The organism is Nostoc sp. (genome assembly GCF_036917375.1).
Lineage (GTDB): Bacteria > Cyanobacteriota > Cyanobacteriia > Cyanobacteriales > Nostocaceae > Nostoc.
On record NZ_JBALDN010000017.1, the window covers coordinates 106,082 to 128,195 of the forward strand.

Genomic DNA, 22,114 nt, shown 5'->3' on the forward strand with positions numbered 1-22,114 from the left:
AAGGAGAAACAAGCAATGCCCAATTACGAATTAGTTACAGGGTATTCAGGTAAATGAAGGATAAGAGTAGGGGCACACCATGTTCATAGGGTTTTAAGTTGTAGCAACTACTATTGCAGCTTTAGCAGTAGTTTTTAGGCTTAATTAAGTAACAGCAAATTCAGTATGCTGTCTGATATCGGGTGGTTGGAAGGCGAGAACAATTTGATTTTTAGGAATACCAGCGTTAACAAGTTCGTTCGCTATACCGTATTCTGTACCGTCTCTTTGAATCCAGATTTTATCGTTGATAATGTCAATATGGACTAAACAACCATGCACCCGTTGATTATTTTCCCAGCCTAATGTTAGTAGTAGGTAATGGTTGGCGGTTTGGTCTATAATTAGCTGTCTTTCTAGTTCTCCGTAGGCGTAGGGTAGTTGGGCGTATTCGTTTAATATTTTTTGAATTATTTGGCGATAGTTATCTAAGGTATCCATTGCAATACCACCTCTCGTTTTGAGTCAAAGACAAGTAAACAAAGGCGTTGATTCTCTAATAATATTTTACCAATTGGTTCTTGAAATAGTTCTGAGTAGGTTTCTTGACGAATAGCCAGATACAAGCGGCGGTCAGGTTCTAAGCGAGTAAGAATATCGTAATATAAGATATATTGTCCTAAAGCATTTTCTAGGTCGGTGACTGGAGAAGCACCTATAAAACTTTTAATTTCGACTGCTATTTTCTCTCCGCTTTTTTCGGCGGCTATGAGTTTTTCTGCACCTAAGTCTATATATAAATCTCTTGTACCCCATTTGAGAATAAATGGATCTTTGGTGATTTGCCAAGAAGCATTTTTCCTGAATTTGCAGTTTTCTCTTTAAATTTATTGCCTTGCTGCGATACCTGTAATAAGCACAAATCTAACGTATTTATTAATAATTTAGAAGGCAACAGACAAATTAATTTATACTATGATAATTTGATATCTGAGCGTTATTTAAATGTTTCTATTTCTTACAAGGATGATGTCCCAATTGCAGAATATTCTTTAATGCAAACAAGTGGTATTTCTGATAGTCAATTTTGTTTAATCAAATCACATTATACTAAATTAAAATTGCTAGAAAGATTTCGGAAGGCTTCACCAGAAGTATTATCAGAAACACAATCTAGTATTAAAACACACATAAAAGCAAAATCCATTGAGCGAGTGAGACAATTTTTATCAGAAGAAGCTGAACGTTTAAGGGATAGATTTTCCAACAATCACTGGAAAGTAGTATTACATGAAGGAATGGCAAACAGTTCTAAGTTTACTGAAGGTTGTTGTTTAACTCAATAATTAAGTACATCTGATTGGAAGATGAGTAATTGATATTTTACTAATAAAAAAAGGGATAAGCCCAAAAGCGTATCCCTCAAAAAATCAATTAATCAATGTATCAAGTTCCACTTGTCCAAGAATTGATGTACTCAATTTGATCGGGTGTTAGGCTATCAATCGTGATACCAATAGCCTGCAACTTCAACCGAGCAATTTCTTGATCGACTTCGACAGGAATTGAGTGCAAACCAGGTTGCAATTTACCTTTATTCTTCACCAGGAATTCACAAGCCAAAGCTTGGTTCGCAAAACTCATATCCATTACCGCGCTGGGGTGTCCTTCAGCCGCAGCTAGGTTAATCAAGCGTCCTTGTCCGAGAACGACAACTGATTTACCATTTTTCAATTTATACTCTTCGGTGAAAGGACGAACTTCTTTGATTTCTTTAGCTTGTGCAGCCAAGTATTTCAAATCAAGTTCCAAGTCAAAGTGACCGGAGTTACAAACGATCGCACCATCTTTCATGACATCGAAGTGTTCGCCACGAACGACGTGCTTGTTACCTGTCACAGTGATAAATATATCACCTTGGGGTGCAGCTTCAGCCATTGGTAGGACGCGGAAGCCATCCATTACGGCTTCAATTGCCTTGATGGGATCGATTTCGGTGACGATGACGTTAGCACCCATCCCACGGGCGCGGAGGGCTGTACCTTTACCACACCAGCCATAACCGACGACAACAATGTTTTTACCAGCCAACAAAATATTGGTGGCGCGGATAATGCCATCTAGGGTTGATTGCCCAGTACCATAGCGATTATCAAAGAAGTGCTTGGTGTCGGCGTCGTTGACGTTGACTGCGGGGAAGGTGAGAACGCCTTCTCTAAACATGGCGCGTAACCGCACGATCCCAGTTGTGGTTTCTTCGGTGCTACCAATCAAATCAGCAATTTGGTGTTGGCGTTCTTGTACCAAAGTTGCAACCACATCGCTACCGTCATCAACAATAATGTTGGGGCGATGATCTAAAGCTATTTGGACGTGGCGGTTATAAGTTGCGTTATCTTCGCCTTTTTGAGCAAAGACGGGAATTTCATGATCGACGACGAGGCTAGCGGCTACGTCATCTTGGGTTGATAAAGGATTACTAGCAATTAAAAGCGCGTCTGCACCACCGGCTTTCAGAGCGATCGCCAAATGTGCTGTTTCGGTTGTAATGTGGGCACAAGCTACAAGGCGTAAACCAGCGAAGGGCTTTTCGATAGCAAAGCGATCGCGGATTTGCTTCAAAACTGGCATTTCGCGTCCAGCCCATTCAATGCGCTGTCTTCCCAAGGCAGCTAGGCCGAGGTCTTTAACCTCGTGCTTTAATCGGGGAGAAGTTGCGGTCATCAAAAATTACCTCAAAAAATTAAAAAAGCTACGTAAGTTTTACGCACTCTACTAGGTTATTCTACTACTGGCGATTTTTGCTTGTATGAAAGCAAATCACTAGCTAATAATCCTCAAAACTAGCTTGACGTTTGATCGCCGGAATGTCAACTTCCTCTCTAGCTTCTTCCTTTTTGTTTTATCTTTGGTAAGAGTAAGACTCTTTTTCGACTTAAATACTGATTTTCAGTATTTTGTCATCTGTCTAAAGATAGAAGGCAAAGAAAAAAACATCAAATTTTCATCAACTCAAGAGAAAACCTCAACTTTAGATAGGTACATCTACCCAAAGGAATTAAGCAGGATAGTTAAAGTAGTAATTAATAGATTTTACTCAAGGAGGTGTTTGAGTGCGCTTTCAATTTTTGGCGTTGGCTTTGCCCGCCGTAGGCATCGCCAGTTCAATGGCCATAGGCGTTGTATCTGTGCCAAAAGCCACAGCCCAGATTCCTTTTGTACCGCAACTGCAAGCTCCCAGCAGTATTAGTAATGATTCAGATAACAGAGTTGTTTCGGGCTGGATTTATTTAGATGGTCGTCGGTTATTTCAAATAGCGGCAACAAGAACCAACTTTCCTGAGCGTTCAGAAGATATTCAAAAGAAGTTGGAGAAAATTGGTCAAAATTACTTTCAATCACCAGCAAACACACCAGTCAAGGTAGATGTTCGCAAAGTAAACGAATTACCAGTAATTTATGTCAACGGTCAATATCTGATGACCGTTACTTCTGAAGATGCGGGACTCCGACAGGTAGATGTATCGACATCGGCAAATCAAGTCAAAGAATCGTTAGAAGAAGACTTGCAACAAGCCAAGCAAGAAAGGCAAATTCAATCTTTAATCGACCAGGGTAAAATTGCTGGCGGTATCGGACTAGCAATGATTGTCATGAGTTGGGGGGTATATAGCTGGCAGCGGCGTTCCCAAAAGAATTTAGAACGCTCCATTGCCTCCCAACCCCAAAAGGAACTCTTCAACTACGCAAAACCAGCAGATCGAGCAATTACAACACAACTAAATCAACGGCAACAGCAACATCTCCAAGAAGCCAAGAGACGATTGTTTCAGCTCAGTCAAGCCGGAATTTGGGGAGGTGGAACCTTCTTTATTTTGGGTCTATTTCCCTATACACGAGGTTTTCAGGTAGCAATTCTCATAGCTGCCCAATTTCCTGTGCGATTAGGTGTCGTATGCCTGGCAACCTATGTAGCAATTCGTTTGACTTACGCCCTGATTGACCGCTTCGCCTCCACCCTGATTAGCAGTGGTGCTTTCCTCACCCCAGAAAGTTCTGCACGGTTGCAACTGCGAGTTTCCACATTTTCTGGTGTAACTAAAAGTATCACTACTGTTATCTGGGTAGGAGTAGGTTTCTTGATCGCACTGGTATCCTTGGGGATAGATATCGTCCCCTTGCTAGCGGGTGCCAGTTTAGTTGGTGTTGCATTGTCTTTGGCATCGCAAAACTTAATTAAAGATGCGATTAACGGTTTTTTGATCATTTTAGAAGACCAGTATGCTTTAGGCGATGTGATTAACGTGGGAGATGTGGGAGGCTTAGTAGAAACTCTGAATCTGCGGATGACCCAAGTGCGGGATTCTGAAGGACGCTTGATCACAATTCCCAATGGTGAAATTAAAGTTGTTGCCAATCTTTCTAGTCGTTGGTCGCGAGCCGATTTAACAATTCCCATCGCCTACCAAGCCGATACAGAAAAGGCTTTGAACTTGATTGCAACTATTGCCGATAAGATGAATCAAGAAATGCAATGGCAGAGTCAAATTTTGGAACCCCCGCAAGTTTTGGGAATAGATCAATTTGGCGATCGCGGTTTGATTATTCGTGTCTGGATTAAAACACTGCCTCTCAAACAATGGGATGTGGCACGGGAATTTCGCCGCCGCCTAAAAATTGCCCTAGACGAAGCGGGAATTTCCATCTCTGTACCTCAACAAGCAATTTGGGTCAATGAGGATCAATTGTTAAATTTTTCGAGTAATGGCAAAGATAATTAGAAATTTAGATTCATTACCGCATTTTTCAGTTGATGAGACTAAATTTTAACTCTCCCGCGATCGAGCTACATTAAACCTGCCTTGAAAATAAGGCAGGGAGCAGTGTTTCGACTACGCGGCAGTTGAGCGTAGTCGAAACTCAACAACCAGGCAGGAGGCAGGAGGAAAAGACATTTTCATTGTTTCTTGTGAGCGCAGCTCATAAAGTCTCTTGCATAAATCAAAAATAAAGAACCCCATCCCGCATTTGAGTAAAGCAAACGCTCCCCTCCCCAAAGCATCGGCTACGGTGTACACACAAGTCCAATTACCCCCTTTATTAAGGGCTACGGTGTACACACAAGTCGAATTACCCCCCTTAATCCCCCCGATGTATTGGGGGGAAACAAGAAATCTAGTTCCCTCCCCTTTATAAGGGCAGGGCTAGGGTGGGGTAAAACTGACGCTAAAACCTCAGTTAATCAGCTATTTCAGACTTGTGTGAGTCATCAGCATAAATGTATGCATTCCCATACGGAGTATAGGAAAAAGAAAATATTTAACATTAAGCCTTAATAAATCCTTATATTAATAAAAAGCTCCTACGTTCCTAACCAGTCTGAAACTTTTCTTTTATTCCTTGATTTATGTTTGTCAATACCTTCATCAGACGGCCAGTGCTGACGACGGTCTGCACGTTCATCATCTTGCTGCTGGGAAGCATCTGTATACCGATTCTTCCCATTTCTCAGCTACCGGATCTCGCCCCAGTGCAAATCACCGTTAGCTCCAACAATATTGGTGCTGATGCTCAAACAACAGAAAATACTGTCACCAACATTATTGAGCGACAAATTAATGGTGTTAAAGATGTATCTTATATATCTTCTAATACGGGTAATGATGGTTCGAGCAATATAACTGTCTCGTTTCCAACTAATGTCAATAGCGATATTGCTCAAGTAAACGTTCAAAATAAAGAAGCACTGGCTTCACCTCAATTGCCAGATACTGTTCAACGAACAGGTGTGACTGTTGAAACAGCATCGAGCAGTTTGCTACTTGTCTATGGGTTTTACTCAGAAAATAATGAGTATGACAACATTTTTATCAGTAACTATGTCGATCTGTATATTTTCGATCAGATCAAACGGCTCCCTGGTGTAGGAAGTGCCAGGGTTTTTGGAGAACGCAAATATGCCATGCGTCTCTGGCTCGATCCCAACAAGCTTGCCCAACATCAACTAACTCCGCAAGATGTGACAGCTGCCCTGCAACAACAAAATATTCAAGTGGGTGCAGGGGCGATTGGTAAGGAACCAGCACCAGATAATCAAAGCTTTGAATTTGCTTTAAGGGCAACCAGTCGATTTAAAGATGCGGCTGAATTTGAGGATATGGTGCTGAAGGTGACTCCAGCTGGCACTAATAGCACCAGTAATAACACTACTAATAACCCCACTAGTAGCATTTTAGTTAAAGTCAGAGATGTCGGTCGAGTTGAACTAGGAGCAGAGAACTATCTGGCTGATGCCAAATTCACTATTCCAGGAAATGCTCCCAAGGCAGCCGTGGGTTTAGGGATATATCAACTTCCGGGTAGTAATGCTCTCAACGTTGCTCGTGCTGTTGAAGAACAGATCAAGATACTAGAGAAAAGTTTTCCACCTGGACTCAAAGCCCAGTTGGCATTTGATACCACTCCGTTTGTAGAAATTTCTTTAGAAGAAGTTCTACACACTCTGGTTGAGGCAATTATCCTAGTAGTCTTGGTAATTTTTGTCTTTTTACAAGACTGGCGTACCACGATCATTCCGACTGTGGCGATTCCCGTTTCCTTGATTGGCACGTGTGCGGCTCTGTTGGTTTTAGGATTTCAAATTAATACACTGACCTTATTTGGTTTTGTTCTGGCGATCGGGATCGTCGTGGATGATGCCATTATTGTGGTCGAGGCAGTTGCAGTCAAACTAGAGCAGGGCATGAAGCCCTTTCAGGCGGCTGTCGAAGCCATGAAGGAGTTAACTGGGGCAATCATTGCCACTTCACTTGTACTCATGGCAGTATTTATTCCAGTTGCCTTCATTCCAGGCACTACTGGGATTGTTTACAAACAATTTGCCTTAACCGTTGCTTGCTCCATTGGCATCTCCACCTTCAATGCCTTAACCTTCTCTCCGAGTATGGCAGCCATCCTCATGCGCCCTGCTCAGACTCCACGGGGGCCTTTGGGGTGGTTTTTTACACAGTTTAATCGGGGATTTAGCTGGTTCACACGGCGATATGTCGGGTTTGTTAGCTACCTTACCCATGTAAAACCGATTGTAATTGGCGTTTTTGTCACTGGTTTATTAGCAACAGTTTTGATGTACAGAGCAGTACCTACCGGATTTATACCAGAGGAAGATCAAGGTTACTTCTTTGTCATTGTCCAGGGGCCTGACGGGGTTTCTTTGAAATACACCGAATCTGTGATGAACAAGGTGGTCAAAGAAGTCACATCGGCTCCCGAAGTTAGAGCTAGTTTTATGATCAGTGGCTTTGGTTTCGATGGCAATGCTTCCAATTTAGGTATTGCCTTTGCTAACCTGAAACCCTGGAAAGAGAGAACTGAAGAATCTCAATCTGTTTACGGCATACTTCAGAGGCTGAACAAAAAACTTTCTACAATTACAGAAGCCAGAGCGATCGCAGTCAATGCTCCTCCAGTGAGAGGATTAAGTACTACAGGTGGTTTTGAGTTTATCATTCAAGACAAAACCGGCAGTGCGCCGATTGAAACCCTAATTGAGGCTGCTCAAAAAGTGATTGGGGCGGCACGTAAAAATCCTGCTCTCCAAGGAGTCTTCACTCAGTTCACCGCAGATACTCCCCAATTTGACATTCAGGTAAACCGCAACCAAGCCAAAGCTCTCAATGTCGAAATTAACGACATCTTTGGGGCGTTGCAAACTTATCTGGGGTCGCAATATGTGAATAACTTCGTGCAGGGACAGCGACAGTATCGGGTATATGTCCAAGCAGACGGGGTGTTCCGTTCTAATCCAGATGATATTGGCAAGCTGTATGTTCGCTCTGCCAGTGGGGCGATGATTCCGTTGAGCAGTTTGGTGAAAATTACTCCCTTTGTGGGGCCGAAAACCATCGCCCATTACAACTTGTACAGGTCAATCAAAGTACAGGGCGCTCCGGCTCCTGGTGCTAGTTCTGGACAGGCGATTAAAGCAATGGAGCAACTAGCAGCAGAGAACTTACCTCAAGGGTTTGGTTATGAGTGGACAGGCACTTATCTCCAAGAGAAGACATCTGGGGGAGCTACAGGCTTGATTTTTGCCTTAGCGATCGTTATTGTCTTTCTGGTGCTGGCGGCTCAGTATGAAAGCTACATTGACCCGATCGTTATTTTGCTGACAGTTCCCCTAGCAGTTTTGGGAGCAATGACAGCGATTTGGCTGCGCTCCAATATTTTCATGGCAGGTAGCCTCTTCCCTAAAGTGGTGGATGATATCTATTGCCAGGTAGGTTTGGTAACTTTAATTGGTCTAGCTGCCAAGAACGCGATTCTAGTCGTGGAATTTGCCAATCAACTGCACGAGCAGGGTATGAGCTACACGCGCGCAGCAGTCAAAGCGGGGCAAGAACGTTTGCGACCGATCTTAATGACATCCTTTGCAGCGTTGTTAGGATTTTTGCCCTTGGTGATTTCTCAAGGGGCTGGAGCCAGCAGCCGTTGGTCTTTAGGAACAGCGCTGTTTGGGGGGCTGATGCTTTCCACGTTCTTGAGTTTGTTCTTAGTGCCAATTTTGTATATTTTGGTTAAGAGCTTGGCTCAGGCTATATTACCTCGGAAGCGAGGAGGTTCAAATCCTCCAGATTCACCAAATGGAGCTTCGGGAACTAGACATGAAGTTCTACCTGCTGGCTCAAGTCAGCCAGAGACGCAACTTAGGTCTCAGGAGGATGGGATAACCTAAGTTTGGGCAAGGGGGCAGGGGAGCAGGGGAGCAGGGGGGATAAAACAGAAAATGGATTAACCTCACTGTTGCGCTAGCTTCCCGTAGGGTACGAAGAACCACTTATTAAGAAGTGGATGGACTCAGCCCCATGTTCCGCTCTGATTCACGGCAGCAGATAAGAGGTCTTTCCCCTCTGCTCCTCTGCCCCTCTACCCCTCTGCCCCTCTGCCCCTCTGCCCCTCTGCTCCTCTGCTCCTCTGCTCCTCTGCTCTTCTGCCCCTCTGCTCCCCTGCCCCTCTGCCCCTTCTCAACTATGCAGCCTAAAAACGTATCAGCTTATCCACAACATCGTCTAACTCTGATACCATTTTCTGTAATTTCCTGCTTGCTAAAAAAATTAGTCGAATAGAATTAAGTACTTAGATAAGGAAGAGTGAAATGGGACTTAGCGACGGACTTTTGAACCCGACCAAAAAGGCTATGGTCATAGATGATTGTTGCAACATGATTGAAGGACAGCTTGCATCCAAGTCAGGCATGAGCGGCATCGCTTTGAAAACTGCCTTTGCTGCTTTGAAAGGGGTTAAGCCAGGGTATATTCCCCATGTCGTTGAGCAGATATTACCGCAATGCTTTACAGCTCTCGATCCCATCTGGAGTAAAGGCGTAGAGAAAGGCGATCCAGTTGAATATTTGAGTGCGAATCGCTCTGATACAGCAGACGCGCTACTGGGTGTTACCGATGCGAGAGTCAAGAACTCAAACCGCCAAATCGTGCGAGGAACCTATGAAAAACTTCGCGGTTCAGCCAAAAAGCACGTAGAGGAAGCAGTGCCAGATTTAGCCAAGGTAATCGACAATTACACTAAGGTCTGAACCAAAGGGTTAGAGACGCGATTAATCGCGTCTTCTAGAAAAGTGGGAAGCGCAGATGCAAAGTAGCTTTTAATCAGATATCGCCTCAAAACTTCACCAACTCCAAATCAATTCCCGCCCGTTGGATGGCTCCTTCTTTTAAGTGCTCTCCAAGATTGATTAAGGCTTTTTGATTAGTATAATATTGCACAGCTTTGTTAATGAATCGATTGCGTTGGCGTAGCCTCTCCTCTGGAGAATCGCTTCCCCTTTTAGTAGTATTTAAGCATTTGCGTCCAGAATCGAAGAGTCATAGTGCTGTAGTAAATCTTCTGGATCGTTGTAAATTGCGATCGCTTGCGACAGTTGTTCATCGCTAAAACCACCGCAACGCAAAGCAATCACAGCTACCCCTGCTTTGCCGGCAGACTCAATATCGTAGGGCGAATCTCCTAGCATCACTACTTTTTCAGGTGTCATTTGCCCTTTGTTCAAGGCAGCTTCTACAATGTCAGGAGCAGGTTTAGATGCTTCGGCATCATCGGATGTAGTGACTTCCGTTAGCAAATCATCTACTTGGGCAATTTTGAGCATAATATCAAGTTCTTCAGAACTTGCTGAACTAGCGACAACCAGATGCAATCCCGATTTTTGCATCTTTAATATTAAGTTTCTGCTACCATTGGCAGCAGTGATTTGCGGTATATATTTGTCAAATAATAGTTTTTTGCGTAGTTGAGCGATCGCTTTGCCAGTTCCTTCTTCACCATTTAATTCTGGCACTACTTTGGGAATCAGTTGATCTCCACCCATGCCCATGAGTGGTCTAACTGTTTCAAATGGCACTTCCAAATCATAAGCTGCAAATGCCTCTACCCAGGTATTTGCATGAGCATCATTACTTAAAACCAGTGTGCCATCAATATCTAAAATCACCCCTTCTAATGCCATGAAAAACCTCGGCTGACGTTTTGTTTCACTAGCTGATGATGGCATGGCAAATAGTTTACTTCATCATCCTATGAGAGGAGAAGGGGGTTAGAGAAGAGATTGGTTCCAATACGGTTCGGTTAAGGTTTTTTGATGAAAATTTATAGATCGCAAGGACGAGAGAAATCGCCGTCAAGAGGAAAGACTGATTATTAGACTTCTTGCAAAAGTCGGGAAAAGGGGAAGGGGAAAAAATTCTGTATTGTCCCCTTCCCCTTTAACCTTTACCCTTTTCCCCTCTTGCAAAAAGCACTTTTGCAAGAGACTCGCTCACAAGGAACAATGAAAATGTCTTTTCCTCCTGCCTCCTCTCCTGCCTGGTTGTTGAGTTTCGACTACGCTCAACTGCTGCGTAGTCGAAACACTGCCTCCTGGCTTATTTTCAAGGCAGGTCTATTGTAGAGACGGCGATTTACCGCGTCTCTAGCTCAATCCCATAACAATATTGAAGGCAAATCATTGTTAGCCAGACGCAGCAATTGATAACCAATTCCAGATATACCGGGTAAAAAGCCAGGATTAAATACAGAATTGGGTAAGTTGGGGAACAGTTGATAAGCTCCAGTTTGCTTGGCTCTAGCCACAACATTTGTTACATTCTGGTGAGCAATTTGATGCCAATCAGGACGGGAACAGATTTTTGCACCGACTAACAGCACTTCCGCCCGACCGAAGTTGCCACAGCACAAGTGATCGATCGCCTGTAAGCCAAAATTCTGAGTAGTTTGGAGAGCAATCTCAATTTCTTGTTGAATTTCCGGCGTTTCCACGATTCTCAAACTGCCTAAGCGTCCTAAACCAATGCCGGCTGCACCATGACACCACTTATTTGCAAAGTCAGGTTGTCCTGGTTGTCCCATTCTGCGGAAGTCGGGCCAGTTGGCGGTGGACTGGCAAAAGACGCTACGCTCATACTCAATTCCTGCTAAACCTGCTTCTAAGTACTTGCCCTCCAAGGTAGCGGCATAAAGTCTGAGCAAGGCATAGGAGATGCCTGCGGCTCCATGAGAGAAGCCAGTTAAGGGCTTATCCCAATAAGTATGCCAAGCTTTGGGCGCACCGTTGTGGCTAACTTGACGGTTAATTAAATGTTGTCCACAGGCGATCGCTTTTTCTAAAACGGTTACTTCTCCTGTGGCTTGATGCAGAGACAATAGCCCTAAAATTGCCCCAGCTGCTCCGCTCATAATATCTAAGTGTTCGTCGGCAGCAATTAATTCTGGCGTCATCAAATCGGCTAATACTTGAGCGTCTGCCAACAGCATTGCATCGTTGAGTAATTGACTAATTTTCACCAGGCTATAGATCATCGATCCTAAACCTGTTGCACCCCCAACGCCCATGAAACGAGCCATGCGTTCCCAAGTTTCGGGATCGATGGTGTGGATTTGGCGACGCAGAGATTGCAATGTTCTAAATGCTAGATCGCGGTAACGGGAATCACCAGTTACTTGACTCAGTGCAGCTAAAAACAAGGCAACTCCAGAGCGTCCATCACAAAGAGAATTGTTTAATACTTGCAGTTGATATCGTTCGGCGCGAGGCACAAAGTCTAAGCCAATCCAGTTAACGCTACCATCAGGGTCAGAAATGGCTCTAGTTTCCAGTTGGGTGGCGATTTCTTTGGCTTCGGCAATCAATTGTTCTGAACTCAGCAACGGTAACGATTCCCCTTGCCATTGCCCACCTTGGCGGCTGTAAGTGGTTGCAATCTTGGCATCGAAGGAGCCTTGAATAATCGCGACTTGTCGAGCTAAGTCGGTTTCATCTAGAGATTGTAACTGGTTGAGTAGGTCTTGGTAACTGGATTGCTTGAAGTAGTTGGGAATGGAAGAAGAACCATTTAAACTCAGTTCATCAACTACCGCGCTAGCCGTGAAGAAGGGAATATCCAATTGTTCCATTGCTCGGAGTTCTGCGCTCAAGATAGGAAAAGCGTTCGGTCTATTTTGAGCCACTAGAAAAGCACGACTGAGAACATCGAGTTGAATACTGTAATCTACGCCATGTTTGAGGTAATCGGGTGCTAAAGCTTTTTGGAGAATGATGCCATAGATGCGGGTGTTGCGGAAGATAAAGCGCACCTGCTGATTTTGCATAGCAGATAGCAAACTTTGGCTTGAGATCAAGAAATCTTTGTGCGCCATCAAAAAGCGATACATCTGCTCAAACCCAGTAGTGATTTGCAGTTGATAATCGTTTGGAGACAGAGGAACTTCACCCAAAAACGGCACATTTTTCCCAATCGGCAAGGTTACAGGCTCAGATAACAGATGCATATTATCTGTGTTAATGTTCTGCCAGCGCGGCACTTTGCGGGGAGATAATCGGGGATCTGTGCTGCCTAGCCCGCTAATATCATAAGCAACACTGCGATCGCCACTAAAGTCCCAACGCGGTAAAAGTCCGGTGCGGAGTACGGAATCCCAAAATTGTTGTGTGGCGGTTGTTTCCAAATCTTGGGTAAGCGGTGAGTCTTCAATGAGATTCGGTTCGTGGTGCAGCAGGGTTTCCATGTCAATCAGCACCAGATGTTCGCCATTGGCAATTAAATTTTCGTAATGGCAATCTGTGGCTCTAAGGGCATAAAGCACACACAACAACATCCCAGAACGCTTATAGAATCGTTTCGCCGCTGCTTCATCAACACAAGGTAACTGTTCAACATGTTCCACCCAACCGTAACCGTTGCGTTCAAGTACTTGAATGACTTTAAAATCTAAGAGATTGCTGTGTTGATTGCACCAATTCAAAAATTGGTTAAAGACAACCTCTAGTCCTAAATCTTTGGGTTTATAAACAAGTTTAAGTCCAGACTCAAAGGTGAGCAAAATCACCGTTCGTCCGCGCTTATGCGGATCGGAAATAGAGGCTTGAATTTCGGTAACTTTGTTTTGAGAAAATGGGGCGATCGCTTCATCAAAAGTTCGTTGAATATCTGTCCTATCTGCAACTAAACGTTCGAGAAATTCAGCAGTGAACTCAACCCAAAAATTGACTGCTGTTGCCACTAACCGACCGAGAACTGGATACTTCTGGAAGAACGTCAGCATTCCATCTTCTAGGAGTTGATTGACGAACTTGGTGTAGTGAGTGTTATTGCTTTCTGTCTCCAGTCCTAGTAAGCCGAGCAAGCTTTGACCAAAGGGACGCACTTGAGAAAATTCAAAATCTAATGTCTTAGTGCAAAGTCCTGCTAATCGTTGCAGTAGACTACGTTCCAAAGAGGTGTAAGCAGCTTGAGAAAGAATCGATAAGGGAAGAGACTCTTGGGTGAATTGACTGTCGCAGCGAGTCAGTAATTGCTGCCTGGCTACCAAGATAGCAGGCAAAAGGATATCTTCAAAAGCGATCGGATTTTGTGAATCGATTGGTAGAAATATTTCGGTTGCAGAATTGAATCCTGTAGCGGTTTGGATGATTTGCTGCAACGTTTCTGCCCACTCAGGCAAAGGTCGATCGGCAAGCAACTCGATACTTCCCAATTTGGAACTAACAGTATCGAGGTCTAGCCCTTCCCACTGTAAGCGTTTGTGCAAAGTATCCAATTTACCTTCTGCTGCAACTTGACACCAGCGATCGCGCCGACGGTTAATTTCTTGTTCGTTGACTCGATCGCCATTAATTGCAAATCTGTTTTCATCAAGACGTTCCCAGAGAAAGCTAGCATTGGCAGCGATCGCCCTTAAATCGTCTGATGTTTTCTGTTGGGATAAGCGAACAACTTGTTGAACCATAGCTGGATTTCTCATAGTGGGAGTTAAAACAGAGGAATCAATGGGATAAGGCAGAAATTAGGAGTAAGAATTATATTTTTTTAAAGTTAGTGAGAATTATGAATGGAATTCCCTCTTTACCTTCATAAAAAAGCAAAGAAGGAATTCAATACTTGTCGGTTAAGAGGAAAGGGAAAAGAAAAAACCTTTACCCTTTAACCTTTACCCTTTACCCCCCTCTTGCAAAAGTGCTTTTTGCAAGAGGTCTATACTTTTTTAGCAGCAACCAGCGTGTCCACCACCGCAGGAATCTGTATGACATAGTTTGGGCGCACTATCAGCCATCATCCCGCCGCTAACACTGAGTAATTCCTCTTCACTCAGTTCGTTGGAGTCCACAAAGGTCAACTCTGCCAGTATTTGAGCTACGCTTTCAACCGTGAAGTTATAACCTTTTTCTGTACTGGCAATTAACAACAGTTTGATGGCTTCTGCTTGGGTAACTGCTGCTTGCATGTTCTCACGTAACTGGGTGTTTTGGAGTAGGTTTTTAATTTCTGACAACATAATTAGATTCTCCTATTGGTGGTAATAATTATTGATGAGATTTCCTCTCCCCCTTACTGAAAAAAGCAAAGAGGGAATTTGTTATGCAGCATCTCTTTCTGAGTTGAGCCTCTGTACCAGGTATGGAAATTATCCAAATTAAAATATTGGAAAAGTTGGATCTAAAAAGCTCTTTTAGAAAAACAACCTGACCTTGGAGGTTACAATGCCAAAGAGAAAGAGAAGCTACATACCTTTTTTAGCAGTGTCCGCCACCACAGCCTTCTGTGTGGCATAGCTTAGGCGCACTATCAGCCATCATTCCACCACTAACACTAAGTAATTCTTCTTCACTCAGTTCGTTGGAATCCACAAATGTTAATTCTGCCAGCATTTGAGAAATAGCTTCGACTGTGAAGTTATAACCTTTTTCTGCACTCGCGATCGCTATCACTTTGATAGCTTCTGCTTGGTTAGCTGCTGCTTTTACTTGCTGTTGTAATTGTGCGTTTTGCAGCAATTCTTTAATTTGGTGTAGCATAGGTTTGTTCTCCATTTTTATTGACTTATTTATACGGCAGAGATTGCGCGCTTGTTTGGGGCGGTGTTCTCTGCTTTTCTGATTTGAATTTAGAAATAAATAGGGGAGAACTAGGGGAAATAGTTACGATTGCGGAAAAATTTTTCAGCACAGATTAATTCGGGAATGACATCGATATCTATCGCAATGTACGATGTAAACCTCATCTATGTTGAAACCTAGAGTTTTTTAAAAGATATGTTTATGTAAGTTGGGTGGAGTGAAACGCAACCCAACATTACCACCAAATTTTATGTTGGGTTACGCTATCGCTGCACCCAACCTACAAAACTACGGTTCTCAAGGTAGACGAGGTTTATTTCTGCCTCACAATTGATTGTCCAGAGGATGCAATGCAAGCCCAAGGTTGCACAAACGTTGGTCTTGGTGGTGCGAGTTGGCGCTGTCCTAGCCAGAAGATTAAGGTAGAAGTGGGCAACAGACCTTAAGATTAAGGGTTTAGAATATCTGACTGTCTGATTGGTATATAAAACAAATTTGAAAGCTTGAATCCTAACAAAATTCTTAGTCGATAAGCTTAAATATACCGATTAGACAGTCAGGAGAAACTCTGGAAACTGGATAATACTCTACTCACTACTCTGGAAGGACATGAAGAACGAGCGTTAGATGTTGCATTTTATCCTGCTACTAAAACTAGAGGCACACTACTAGCATCTGCCGGATTAGATGATGTTGTGATTCTCTGAAGTAGATAGACATAATTAAATATAAAATAAACTCCTAGTTTGTAGTAAGCAATTTATCGCTCAGAGCAAGGATTATCAGGACTAAAGTCCTTACTACAAACAATAGACCTCTTGCAAAAGTAACTTTTGCAAGAGGCGGTAAAAGGGGAAGGTCAAAGGGGAAAGGTTTTTTTATTCCTTTTCCCTTTCCCCCTTACCCTTTTCCCTACTTCTGCAAGAAGTCTAATAAATTTATTTATGCCTAGATACTTAACTACAATAAGCCAAACTACTTAATCCAGGAGTATTTACTAAGTCAGTGTTGACTATCCAACCATTACCAGATAATTCTCCAGGGAAACTTCTAGAAAGGTCGATTTCTACCCAAATGTAATTCTCAGATTTGTATGACTTAACTATATTACCTGTAACCAAGTTCACAAACACAACTGTATTTGGAGAAAGTGTTGTAATAAAAGGTTCTCTTGTACTTGGTTGGCGACGTATAGTTTCCTGTCGGACAATTTTCCGACATACACTGCCAATAGTAGGTTTACTCGATATATTTTGAGCGTTGTTATTCGGCTGACAAAATCTCAGCGCAGCAGTTTGAATAAACCCTGAAGTCGGAGCTTTAATTCTGACAAATCTATCTCCACTAACTGGTATATATGCTAAAGTAATCCTTGTTTTTGCCGACAATATTCTGATAGCGTTGGATGATGTTGAAGGTTCTTTGAAAACTGGAGTACTTACTTTAGTTGCACGACAACTTGACTGTGAAGAATTAAAAGGAGCCTGTGTGATTTGAGCAAATACAGGTGCACTCAGAGCAAATGTGGCAATATTTACTAGAGTAAAAATATACAATAAATTCTGAAATTCCACGTTTTTTCCTCAATATCACTTACGAAAAACTGTACATTAGATTCGGAACTTATCAACTCTGATATTAAAAGAGCTTAACCAAATTATTTTTAACTATGAGAATATCATATAATGACTTCTTACTACTAATTACCAACTACGCACCATCTCTTAATTATGAATAAATCCCAGAATAGTGGAATAGTTGAACAGTTTGTTAATACAGTGATGGGAGTAAAACCTGGGAATAAACCACAGTCTCCAAACACATCAATAGCTACTACACAAGAACTAGATATCAGGGCAGTTTTAGTTTATACACTAGGGACTATTCTACAAATATTAGTCATGATTCTCGTGTTATTGGGAATGGAAAAATTAGTAATGCTCATCGATTATTCTTCTTTTCCCAATTGGGTTAGCACTTTATTGGCTGGATTATTTTTTGCTCTATTAAGTATCCGTTCTCGAATTTTTTCCCTTTTAGATAATACCCGTTCTCGTCAGACCTATGACCAGGTAATCAGACCAAGATGGTCTCCTCCACCTTTAGCATTTCCCATAGTTTGGATGATAATTGCTGTTTTGCGGGTGATTTCTTCTGTCTTGGTTTGGCAGCAAATGAATCACCAGTTTTTAGTGTTGCCTTTAATTTTGTTTGTGGTACATCTGGCTTTAGGGGATACTTGGAATACGATTTTTACTGTAGAACGGAGATTAGGTGCTGCTGTACCTGTAGTTATTTTAGGCCCTTGGTTATCTGCTGTGGTGGTGACGGCAATTTATTGGCAAACTAATCCTATAGCAGGAATGACTTTATCGTTTTCTTGTGTGTGGTTAACTGTAGCTGCTGTCTTGGTCTTGAGAATTTGGCAATTAAATGGATCTGAGCCATTGTATCCTTTAAAACTCACACTTGTGGATCAATAAATATCCAACATTAATCTTGAAATGAAAGCTAGGAAAAATATTACTTGACTTTGGATTAATATCATCTACGGATAAATAGTTATGATTTCCACAGTCATTGCACCCCACTTCCAACCCCTCCCGAAGAGCGGGGAGTGCAGACAAAGCATAGCTTTGGTGGGGTGGGGTTATTCAGGTTTAATAAGTAATCAAGCGGACATGATATAACGCATTTAACATACATAAAAAACGGTAGAGTAATTAACAATTTACCGTTTTTTTAACTCTTTAAGAAGTTAGCTTCTAAAGCAATTTTATCTAAATATTTTTTCTTAATCATAAATCGTGACAAGCATCGCCAAGTTCTAAATAGTGCCGAAAGTAACACCCTGTTGTTTGAGCCACTTTCGGTATGCTATAGAATAGCGATCGCTCGGTAAATGTACTTCTGATTGCAAATCCAAAGGTAAGCGTCGGGGTTGCTGGGACTCGACAATGGCAATATCTTGACTAGCAACTTGATTTTGAATATCTAGATAGACTTCCACTTTTAGTTCGCGATCGCTCTTTACCATTAACCAATATTGCGCCACGCACTCATCTTCATCGACTGGTGTAATTGTATAGAAGATATTTAAACGCCGATCTCCAGGCCCAAGTTTAAAGTATGCTACGAGCGGACGGAAAATCCGGTAATCGTAAGTGTTGAAAATCATTGGTGCTGACAGAGGATTACCGGAATTAAAATCTAGTTCCCACAAACCACATTTGAAACTAATCCCATCTGGAAGAGACTCTAATTCATAGTGCGTCAACTCAGGACGACTGGCGTGGGCAAATAATCCCGAATGCATAATTGGGAAGTGTGCCGGATCGATGAAATTTTCCAGCACCCGCAAAGGGCTAGAGTGATAGTAGTAAGGGCCACAGAAAATCTTCTGATAGACCGGATCGTACCACTCAGAAAACGGAGCTATGTCTTGTTTTGGCGTCCCTAAACAAACCCAGAGCAGATCGTAACGCTCTTGAACTTGGTAAGTTTTAACACAAGCTTGGGCGGGGGGCGATTGTTCGGGATTAGCCGGAACTAGTACGCATTTTCCCTCGCTATTAAAGGCTAAACCGTGGTAAGGACAAACAAGAGTATCTTTGTTGACATATCCTAGAGAAAGACGAGCGCCACGATGAGGACAAACGTCTTGCCAAGCTAAAACTTTGTCGCCATTATGCCAAAGCACTATATTTGAGCCTAATAAGCGCTTGTGCAGAACTGTTCCAGGTTGGAGGTCTTGCGATCGCGCTATTACATGCCAATCATTCAGCAAAATCTGGTCTTGCACCATGAGTATCGACACCCGTCAGGTCAAATACCTATATCTTAATCATCCTGTGGAAAAACTATTAAAGCACTTTTAGGATTTGTTAACAGATAAATGTGCGATCCCCATGTATGCAAAAACTCAAAGTGGCGGAAAATTTAGGTTAATGTATAAGTCCTATATCAAAGCGATGGAAAACAAAACAATGGAGCAGCAAACCCCAACTCAAATACAGCAGGATTTACTGATAAAAGCCTATGCTGCTTTCAACGCCCGTCATATTGATTCCGTTCTCGCATTGATGCACTCTGATGTGGAATGGGCGAATGGTATGGAAGGCGGATATGTTCGCGGCCATGCGGCGGTGCGTGATTATTGGACTCGCCAGTGGAGCTTAATCGATCCTCATGTTGAACCTCAAGGTTTTCAACTTGATGAAAGTGAGCGGATAGTGGTTCTTGTTCATCAAGTAGTACACGATCTAGATGGAAACTTGATACACGAGCAAATGGTTCAGCATATTTACACTATCGAGAATGGATTAATCCGACAAATGGATATTCAGGTTTTGTGAATTAAAAAGCCTTAGTTTTAATCTTGTGCAGTTTTTCAACAACCATATTTATCTGGTTACAACAGATGGTTATTTGGCTGGCACAAATTTGCAAATAGCAACATTTATTTTTATAAATCACGGTGAAAGAGGAAGTCGAACGGTAAATGTACTACCTAGCCCAGGTTGACTCTGAACGTGAATATTACCTTTGTGTGCTTGGGCGATCGCCATTGCGATCGCTAATCCCAATCCCGAACCGCCAGAAGTGCGAGAGCGTAAGCGCAGCCCGCCGTAGGCATCGCGATCTACTCGGTAGAAGCGATCGAAAATTCGCTGTTGATGTTCTGGGGCAATACCAATTCCTGTATCTTGAACTTTAATTATGGCGTAAAGCTCACTTTTTTCCCAAAAAACCGTGACTTTTCCACCGCTAGATGTTGCTTGAATTGCATTGACAATTAAGTTAGAAATTAAACGATAAAGCTGATCTTCATTTCCCATCACATACAATTTTTCTGAGACTTGCACCTGCTTAGAGAGATTCACCTGAGTCTCTACCGCCAAAAATGCTAATTCCTCAATTAAATCGCTAATGATATCATTCAAACAGCAAGGCTGATATTCTCCTGTTAGTTGTTTTTGATCTATCCTCGTTAATAACAGCAAATCTCCAACTAATTGTGATAGTCGCCGATTTTGGCGTTTGAGTACATCTAAAATTCCACCATTGGCTTTTGGTTCTTGCTGTAACTTGATAGCAGCTTCAATAGTAGAGTACATTGCTGCTAAAGGTGTGCGAAACTCATGGGCAGCATCAGCAGTAAATTGTTGCATTTGTTGGTAGGAAAGATATACAGGTTGCATTGCCCTTCCTGCCAACCACCAACTAGACAAACCAACGAAAATCATGGAAATTGGTAATCCCAACACCAAAGTTAATCTTAAATAAGTAAGATGTTGGTCTAAATCAGTGATGCTACGCGCTACTTGTAGATAACCCGAAACCTGGTTTTGAGTATACAAAGGTAAAGTGATTTCGCGGTATCGAGTGCCAGAGTAATCTGTTAATATCTGCCAATTATGTAATGTTGAGGTAATCGGTAACTTGTCAAACTCCATGCCTCCACTAGCAAAAAGTTTTCCTGAGCGATCCAATAAACGGATATAGTAATTAACTGGATTCGCCGCTGATGCGATCGATTTTTTAATGGATGTTGTTTTAGGCAAACAATTAGTCTGAGCCACACATAATTCTAAAGAAAATTCTTTATTCAGGCGTTGTAATTGTCCGGGTTGTTGCCAAGCCGGTTCAATACTTTTATGGAGTGCGTTTGCGACTGATTGCAATCCCTGGTCTATGGTTTCATAGTAGGTATGGGCAACCACACTATAAACTCCCAAACTAGATAGCCCTAAAATACCGCCCATGACAAGGGTATACCAAGCCGCAAGCCGCAACCGAGTTTGGTGGAAAATGGGATTGCGTTCCATATTTTTAAACCCTTGCTGAAAGTATTGCTGTCAAGTTAGCAAAAATCAGCAGCATGAATGTTGAGGCGATAGCCTACACCATAAATAGTTTCAATTAAAGATTCGCTGTCTTCTTCTCCTAATTTGCGTCTCAATAAGCGAATTTGTGCTGCTACGACATTGCTAACTGGTTCTGCACCAATTTCCCAAAGTTGATTGATAATTTGGTCGCGGCTGATAATTTGGTTAGGATGCCTGATGAAATATTCCAATAATTGAAATTCTTTGGTAGTTAGTGAAAATACTTGCTTTTCACCATGAGCATACTCACGAATAAGTTGATGAGTGCTGTAATTGAGCGTCAGACAACCTACTTGTAAGCGTCGGGGTTGGACTTGAGGTGTCAGCGTTGCTCCGACATAAGAGGCTCGCCGTTGTAATGCTCGCAATCTTGCCAACAGTTCTGCCATATCAAAGGGTTTAACCAAATAATCATCCGCACCGCTATCTAGACCAATAATCTTCTCTTCCATCCGGTCTTTAGCCGTTAGCATTAATACAGGTAGAGTTAATTGGCGATCGCGCAACCATTTACACAACTCTATCCCCGAAACTCCAGGCAGCATCCAATCAAAAATCGCCAGTGTATACTCAGTCCAGCCAGTTTCTAGATATTGCCATGCCTGATTACCATCTAGAAACCAGTCCACTATATACGCCTCATGGCTCAGGACTTGTTTGATTGCTGCACCTAAATCTACTTCATCCTCAACTAATATAAGTCGCATAGTCAACCCAGTGCTAAGAGCCTCCTTTAATTACGCTTTCACGAAAAAGTGAAATTGTTATGAAATTTTTCTATTTCTTGGGCTAGAGACACTTTTTCTTTCAATAGTAGGAGGCACACCAACTCAGCTTTCGC

17 protein-coding genes are annotated in these 22,114 nt (G+C 42.5%); 6 read left to right on the forward strand and 11 right to left on the reverse strand.

The features are described 5' to 3' along the window. Positions 1–144: 144 nt before the first annotated feature. Together V7K45_RS04920 and V7K45_RS04925 are read right to left on the reverse strand one after the other, a co-directional pair. Positions 145–480 carry a XisI protein gene (locus tag V7K45_RS04920; RefSeq protein WP_335000948.1) on the reverse strand — a complete coding sequence of 112 codons (336 nt, stop codon included), beginning with the start codon at positions 478–480 and terminating at the stop codon, positions 145–147. Further along, complete coding sequence (locus tag V7K45_RS04925; RefSeq protein WP_335001041.1) at positions 468–821, reverse strand: element excision factor XisH family protein; 354 nt, start codon at positions 819–821, stop codon at positions 468–470. The genes V7K45_RS04920 and V7K45_RS04925 overlap by 13 nt, the downstream gene beginning before the upstream one ends. Here V7K45_RS04925 and V7K45_RS04930 point away from each other — a divergent pair, their 5' ends adjacent. Continuing rightward, entirely contained in the window at positions 822–1,325 is a 504-nt protein-coding gene (locus V7K45_RS04930) for a hypothetical protein (protein WP_335000950.1), read from the forward strand. A 100-nt stretch (positions 1,326–1,425) separates the two neighbouring features. On the opposite strand, the gene ahcY is transcribed toward V7K45_RS04930, so the two are convergent. After that, on the reverse strand, positions 1,426–2,703 hold the full coding sequence (gene ahcY, locus V7K45_RS04935) for an adenosylhomocysteinase (RefSeq protein WP_335000952.1): 1,278 nt from the start codon (positions 2,701–2,703) through the stop codon (positions 1,426–1,428). A gap of 389 nt (positions 2,704–3,092) precedes the next feature. Here ahcY and V7K45_RS04940 point away from each other — a divergent pair, with 389 nt between their 5' ends. The 3 genes from V7K45_RS04940 (at position 3,093) to V7K45_RS04950 (ending at position 9,571) form a co-directional block, all read left to right on the forward strand. Then, a complete protein-coding gene (locus tag V7K45_RS04940) occupies positions 3,093–4,760 on the forward strand; it encodes a mechanosensitive ion channel family protein (protein WP_442941959.1) in 1,668 nt (555 codons plus the stop codon). A 626-nt stretch (positions 4,761–5,386) separates the two neighbouring features. Continuing rightward, entirely contained in the window at positions 5,387–8,713 is a 3,327-nt protein-coding gene (locus tag V7K45_RS04945; protein WP_335000954.1) for an efflux RND transporter permease subunit, read from the forward strand. Between the two features lie 420 nt (positions 8,714–9,133). After that, the gene (locus V7K45_RS04950; protein WP_335000956.1) at positions 9,134–9,571 is read left to right on the forward strand and encodes a DUF6918 family protein; all 438 of its coding nucleotides are present in this window, start codon (positions 9,134–9,136) and stop codon (positions 9,569–9,571) included. Between the two features lie 261 nt (positions 9,572–9,832). Here the strand turns inward: V7K45_RS04950 and V7K45_RS04955 are convergent, their stop codons facing one another. From V7K45_RS04955 to V7K45_RS04975, 5 genes are all read right to left on the reverse strand, one after another. Further along, positions 9,833–10,501, reverse strand: a complete 669-nt coding sequence (locus tag V7K45_RS04955) for an HAD family hydrolase (protein WP_335001045.1) — start codon at positions 10,499–10,501, stop codon at positions 9,833–9,835. 467 nt (positions 10,502–10,968) lie between these two features. After that, on the reverse strand, positions 10,969–14,277 hold the full coding sequence (locus V7K45_RS04960) for a type 2 lanthipeptide synthetase LanM family protein (protein WP_335000958.1): 3,309 nt from the start codon (positions 14,275–14,277) through the stop codon (positions 10,969–10,971). A gap of 255 nt (positions 14,278–14,532) precedes the next feature. Then, on the reverse strand, positions 14,533–14,823 hold the full coding sequence (locus V7K45_RS04965) for a Nif11-like leader peptide family natural product precursor (RefSeq protein WP_335000960.1): 291 nt from the start codon (positions 14,821–14,823) through the stop codon (positions 14,533–14,535). A gap of 238 nt (positions 14,824–15,061) precedes the next feature. Beyond that, entirely contained in the window at positions 15,062–15,343 is a 282-nt protein-coding gene (locus tag V7K45_RS04970; protein WP_335000962.1) for a Nif11-like leader peptide family RiPP precursor, read from the reverse strand. Between the two features lie 998 nt (positions 15,344–16,341). After that, on the reverse strand, positions 16,342–16,959 hold the full coding sequence (locus tag V7K45_RS04975; RefSeq protein WP_335000964.1) for a hypothetical protein: 618 nt from the start codon (positions 16,957–16,959) through the stop codon (positions 16,342–16,344). 156 nt (positions 16,960–17,115) lie between these two features. Between V7K45_RS04975 and V7K45_RS04980 the strand changes: the two genes are divergently transcribed. Further along, the gene (locus V7K45_RS04980; RefSeq protein WP_335000966.1) at positions 17,116–17,868 is read left to right on the forward strand and encodes a TspO/MBR family protein; all 753 of its coding nucleotides are present in this window, start codon (positions 17,116–17,118) and stop codon (positions 17,866–17,868) included. A gap of 344 nt (positions 17,869–18,212) precedes the next feature. Here V7K45_RS04980 and V7K45_RS04985 read toward each other — a convergent pair whose 3' ends face one another. Continuing rightward, positions 18,213–19,190, reverse strand: a complete 978-nt coding sequence (locus tag V7K45_RS04985; protein ID WP_335000968.1) for an aromatic ring-hydroxylating dioxygenase subunit alpha — start codon at positions 19,188–19,190, stop codon at positions 18,213–18,215. Positions 19,191–19,371: 181 nt separating this feature from the next. Here V7K45_RS04985 and V7K45_RS04990 point away from each other — a divergent pair, with 181 nt between their 5' ends. Beyond that, a complete protein-coding gene (locus tag V7K45_RS04990) occupies positions 19,372–19,740 on the forward strand; it encodes a nuclear transport factor 2 family protein (protein WP_335000970.1) in 369 nt (122 codons plus the stop codon). A gap of 117 nt (positions 19,741–19,857) precedes the next feature. On the opposite strand, the gene rppB is transcribed toward V7K45_RS04990, so the two are convergent. Continuing rightward, positions 19,858–21,213, reverse strand: a complete 1,356-nt coding sequence (gene rppB / locus V7K45_RS04995) for a two-component system sensor histidine kinase RppB (RefSeq protein ID WP_335000972.1) — start codon at positions 21,211–21,213, stop codon at positions 19,858–19,860. A gap of 35 nt (positions 21,214–21,248) precedes the next feature. Continuing rightward, positions 21,249–21,980, reverse strand: a complete 732-nt coding sequence (gene rppA / locus V7K45_RS05000) for a two-component system response regulator RppA (protein ID WP_335000974.1) — start codon at positions 21,978–21,980, stop codon at positions 21,249–21,251. Positions 21,981–22,114: the final 134 nt, after the last annotated feature.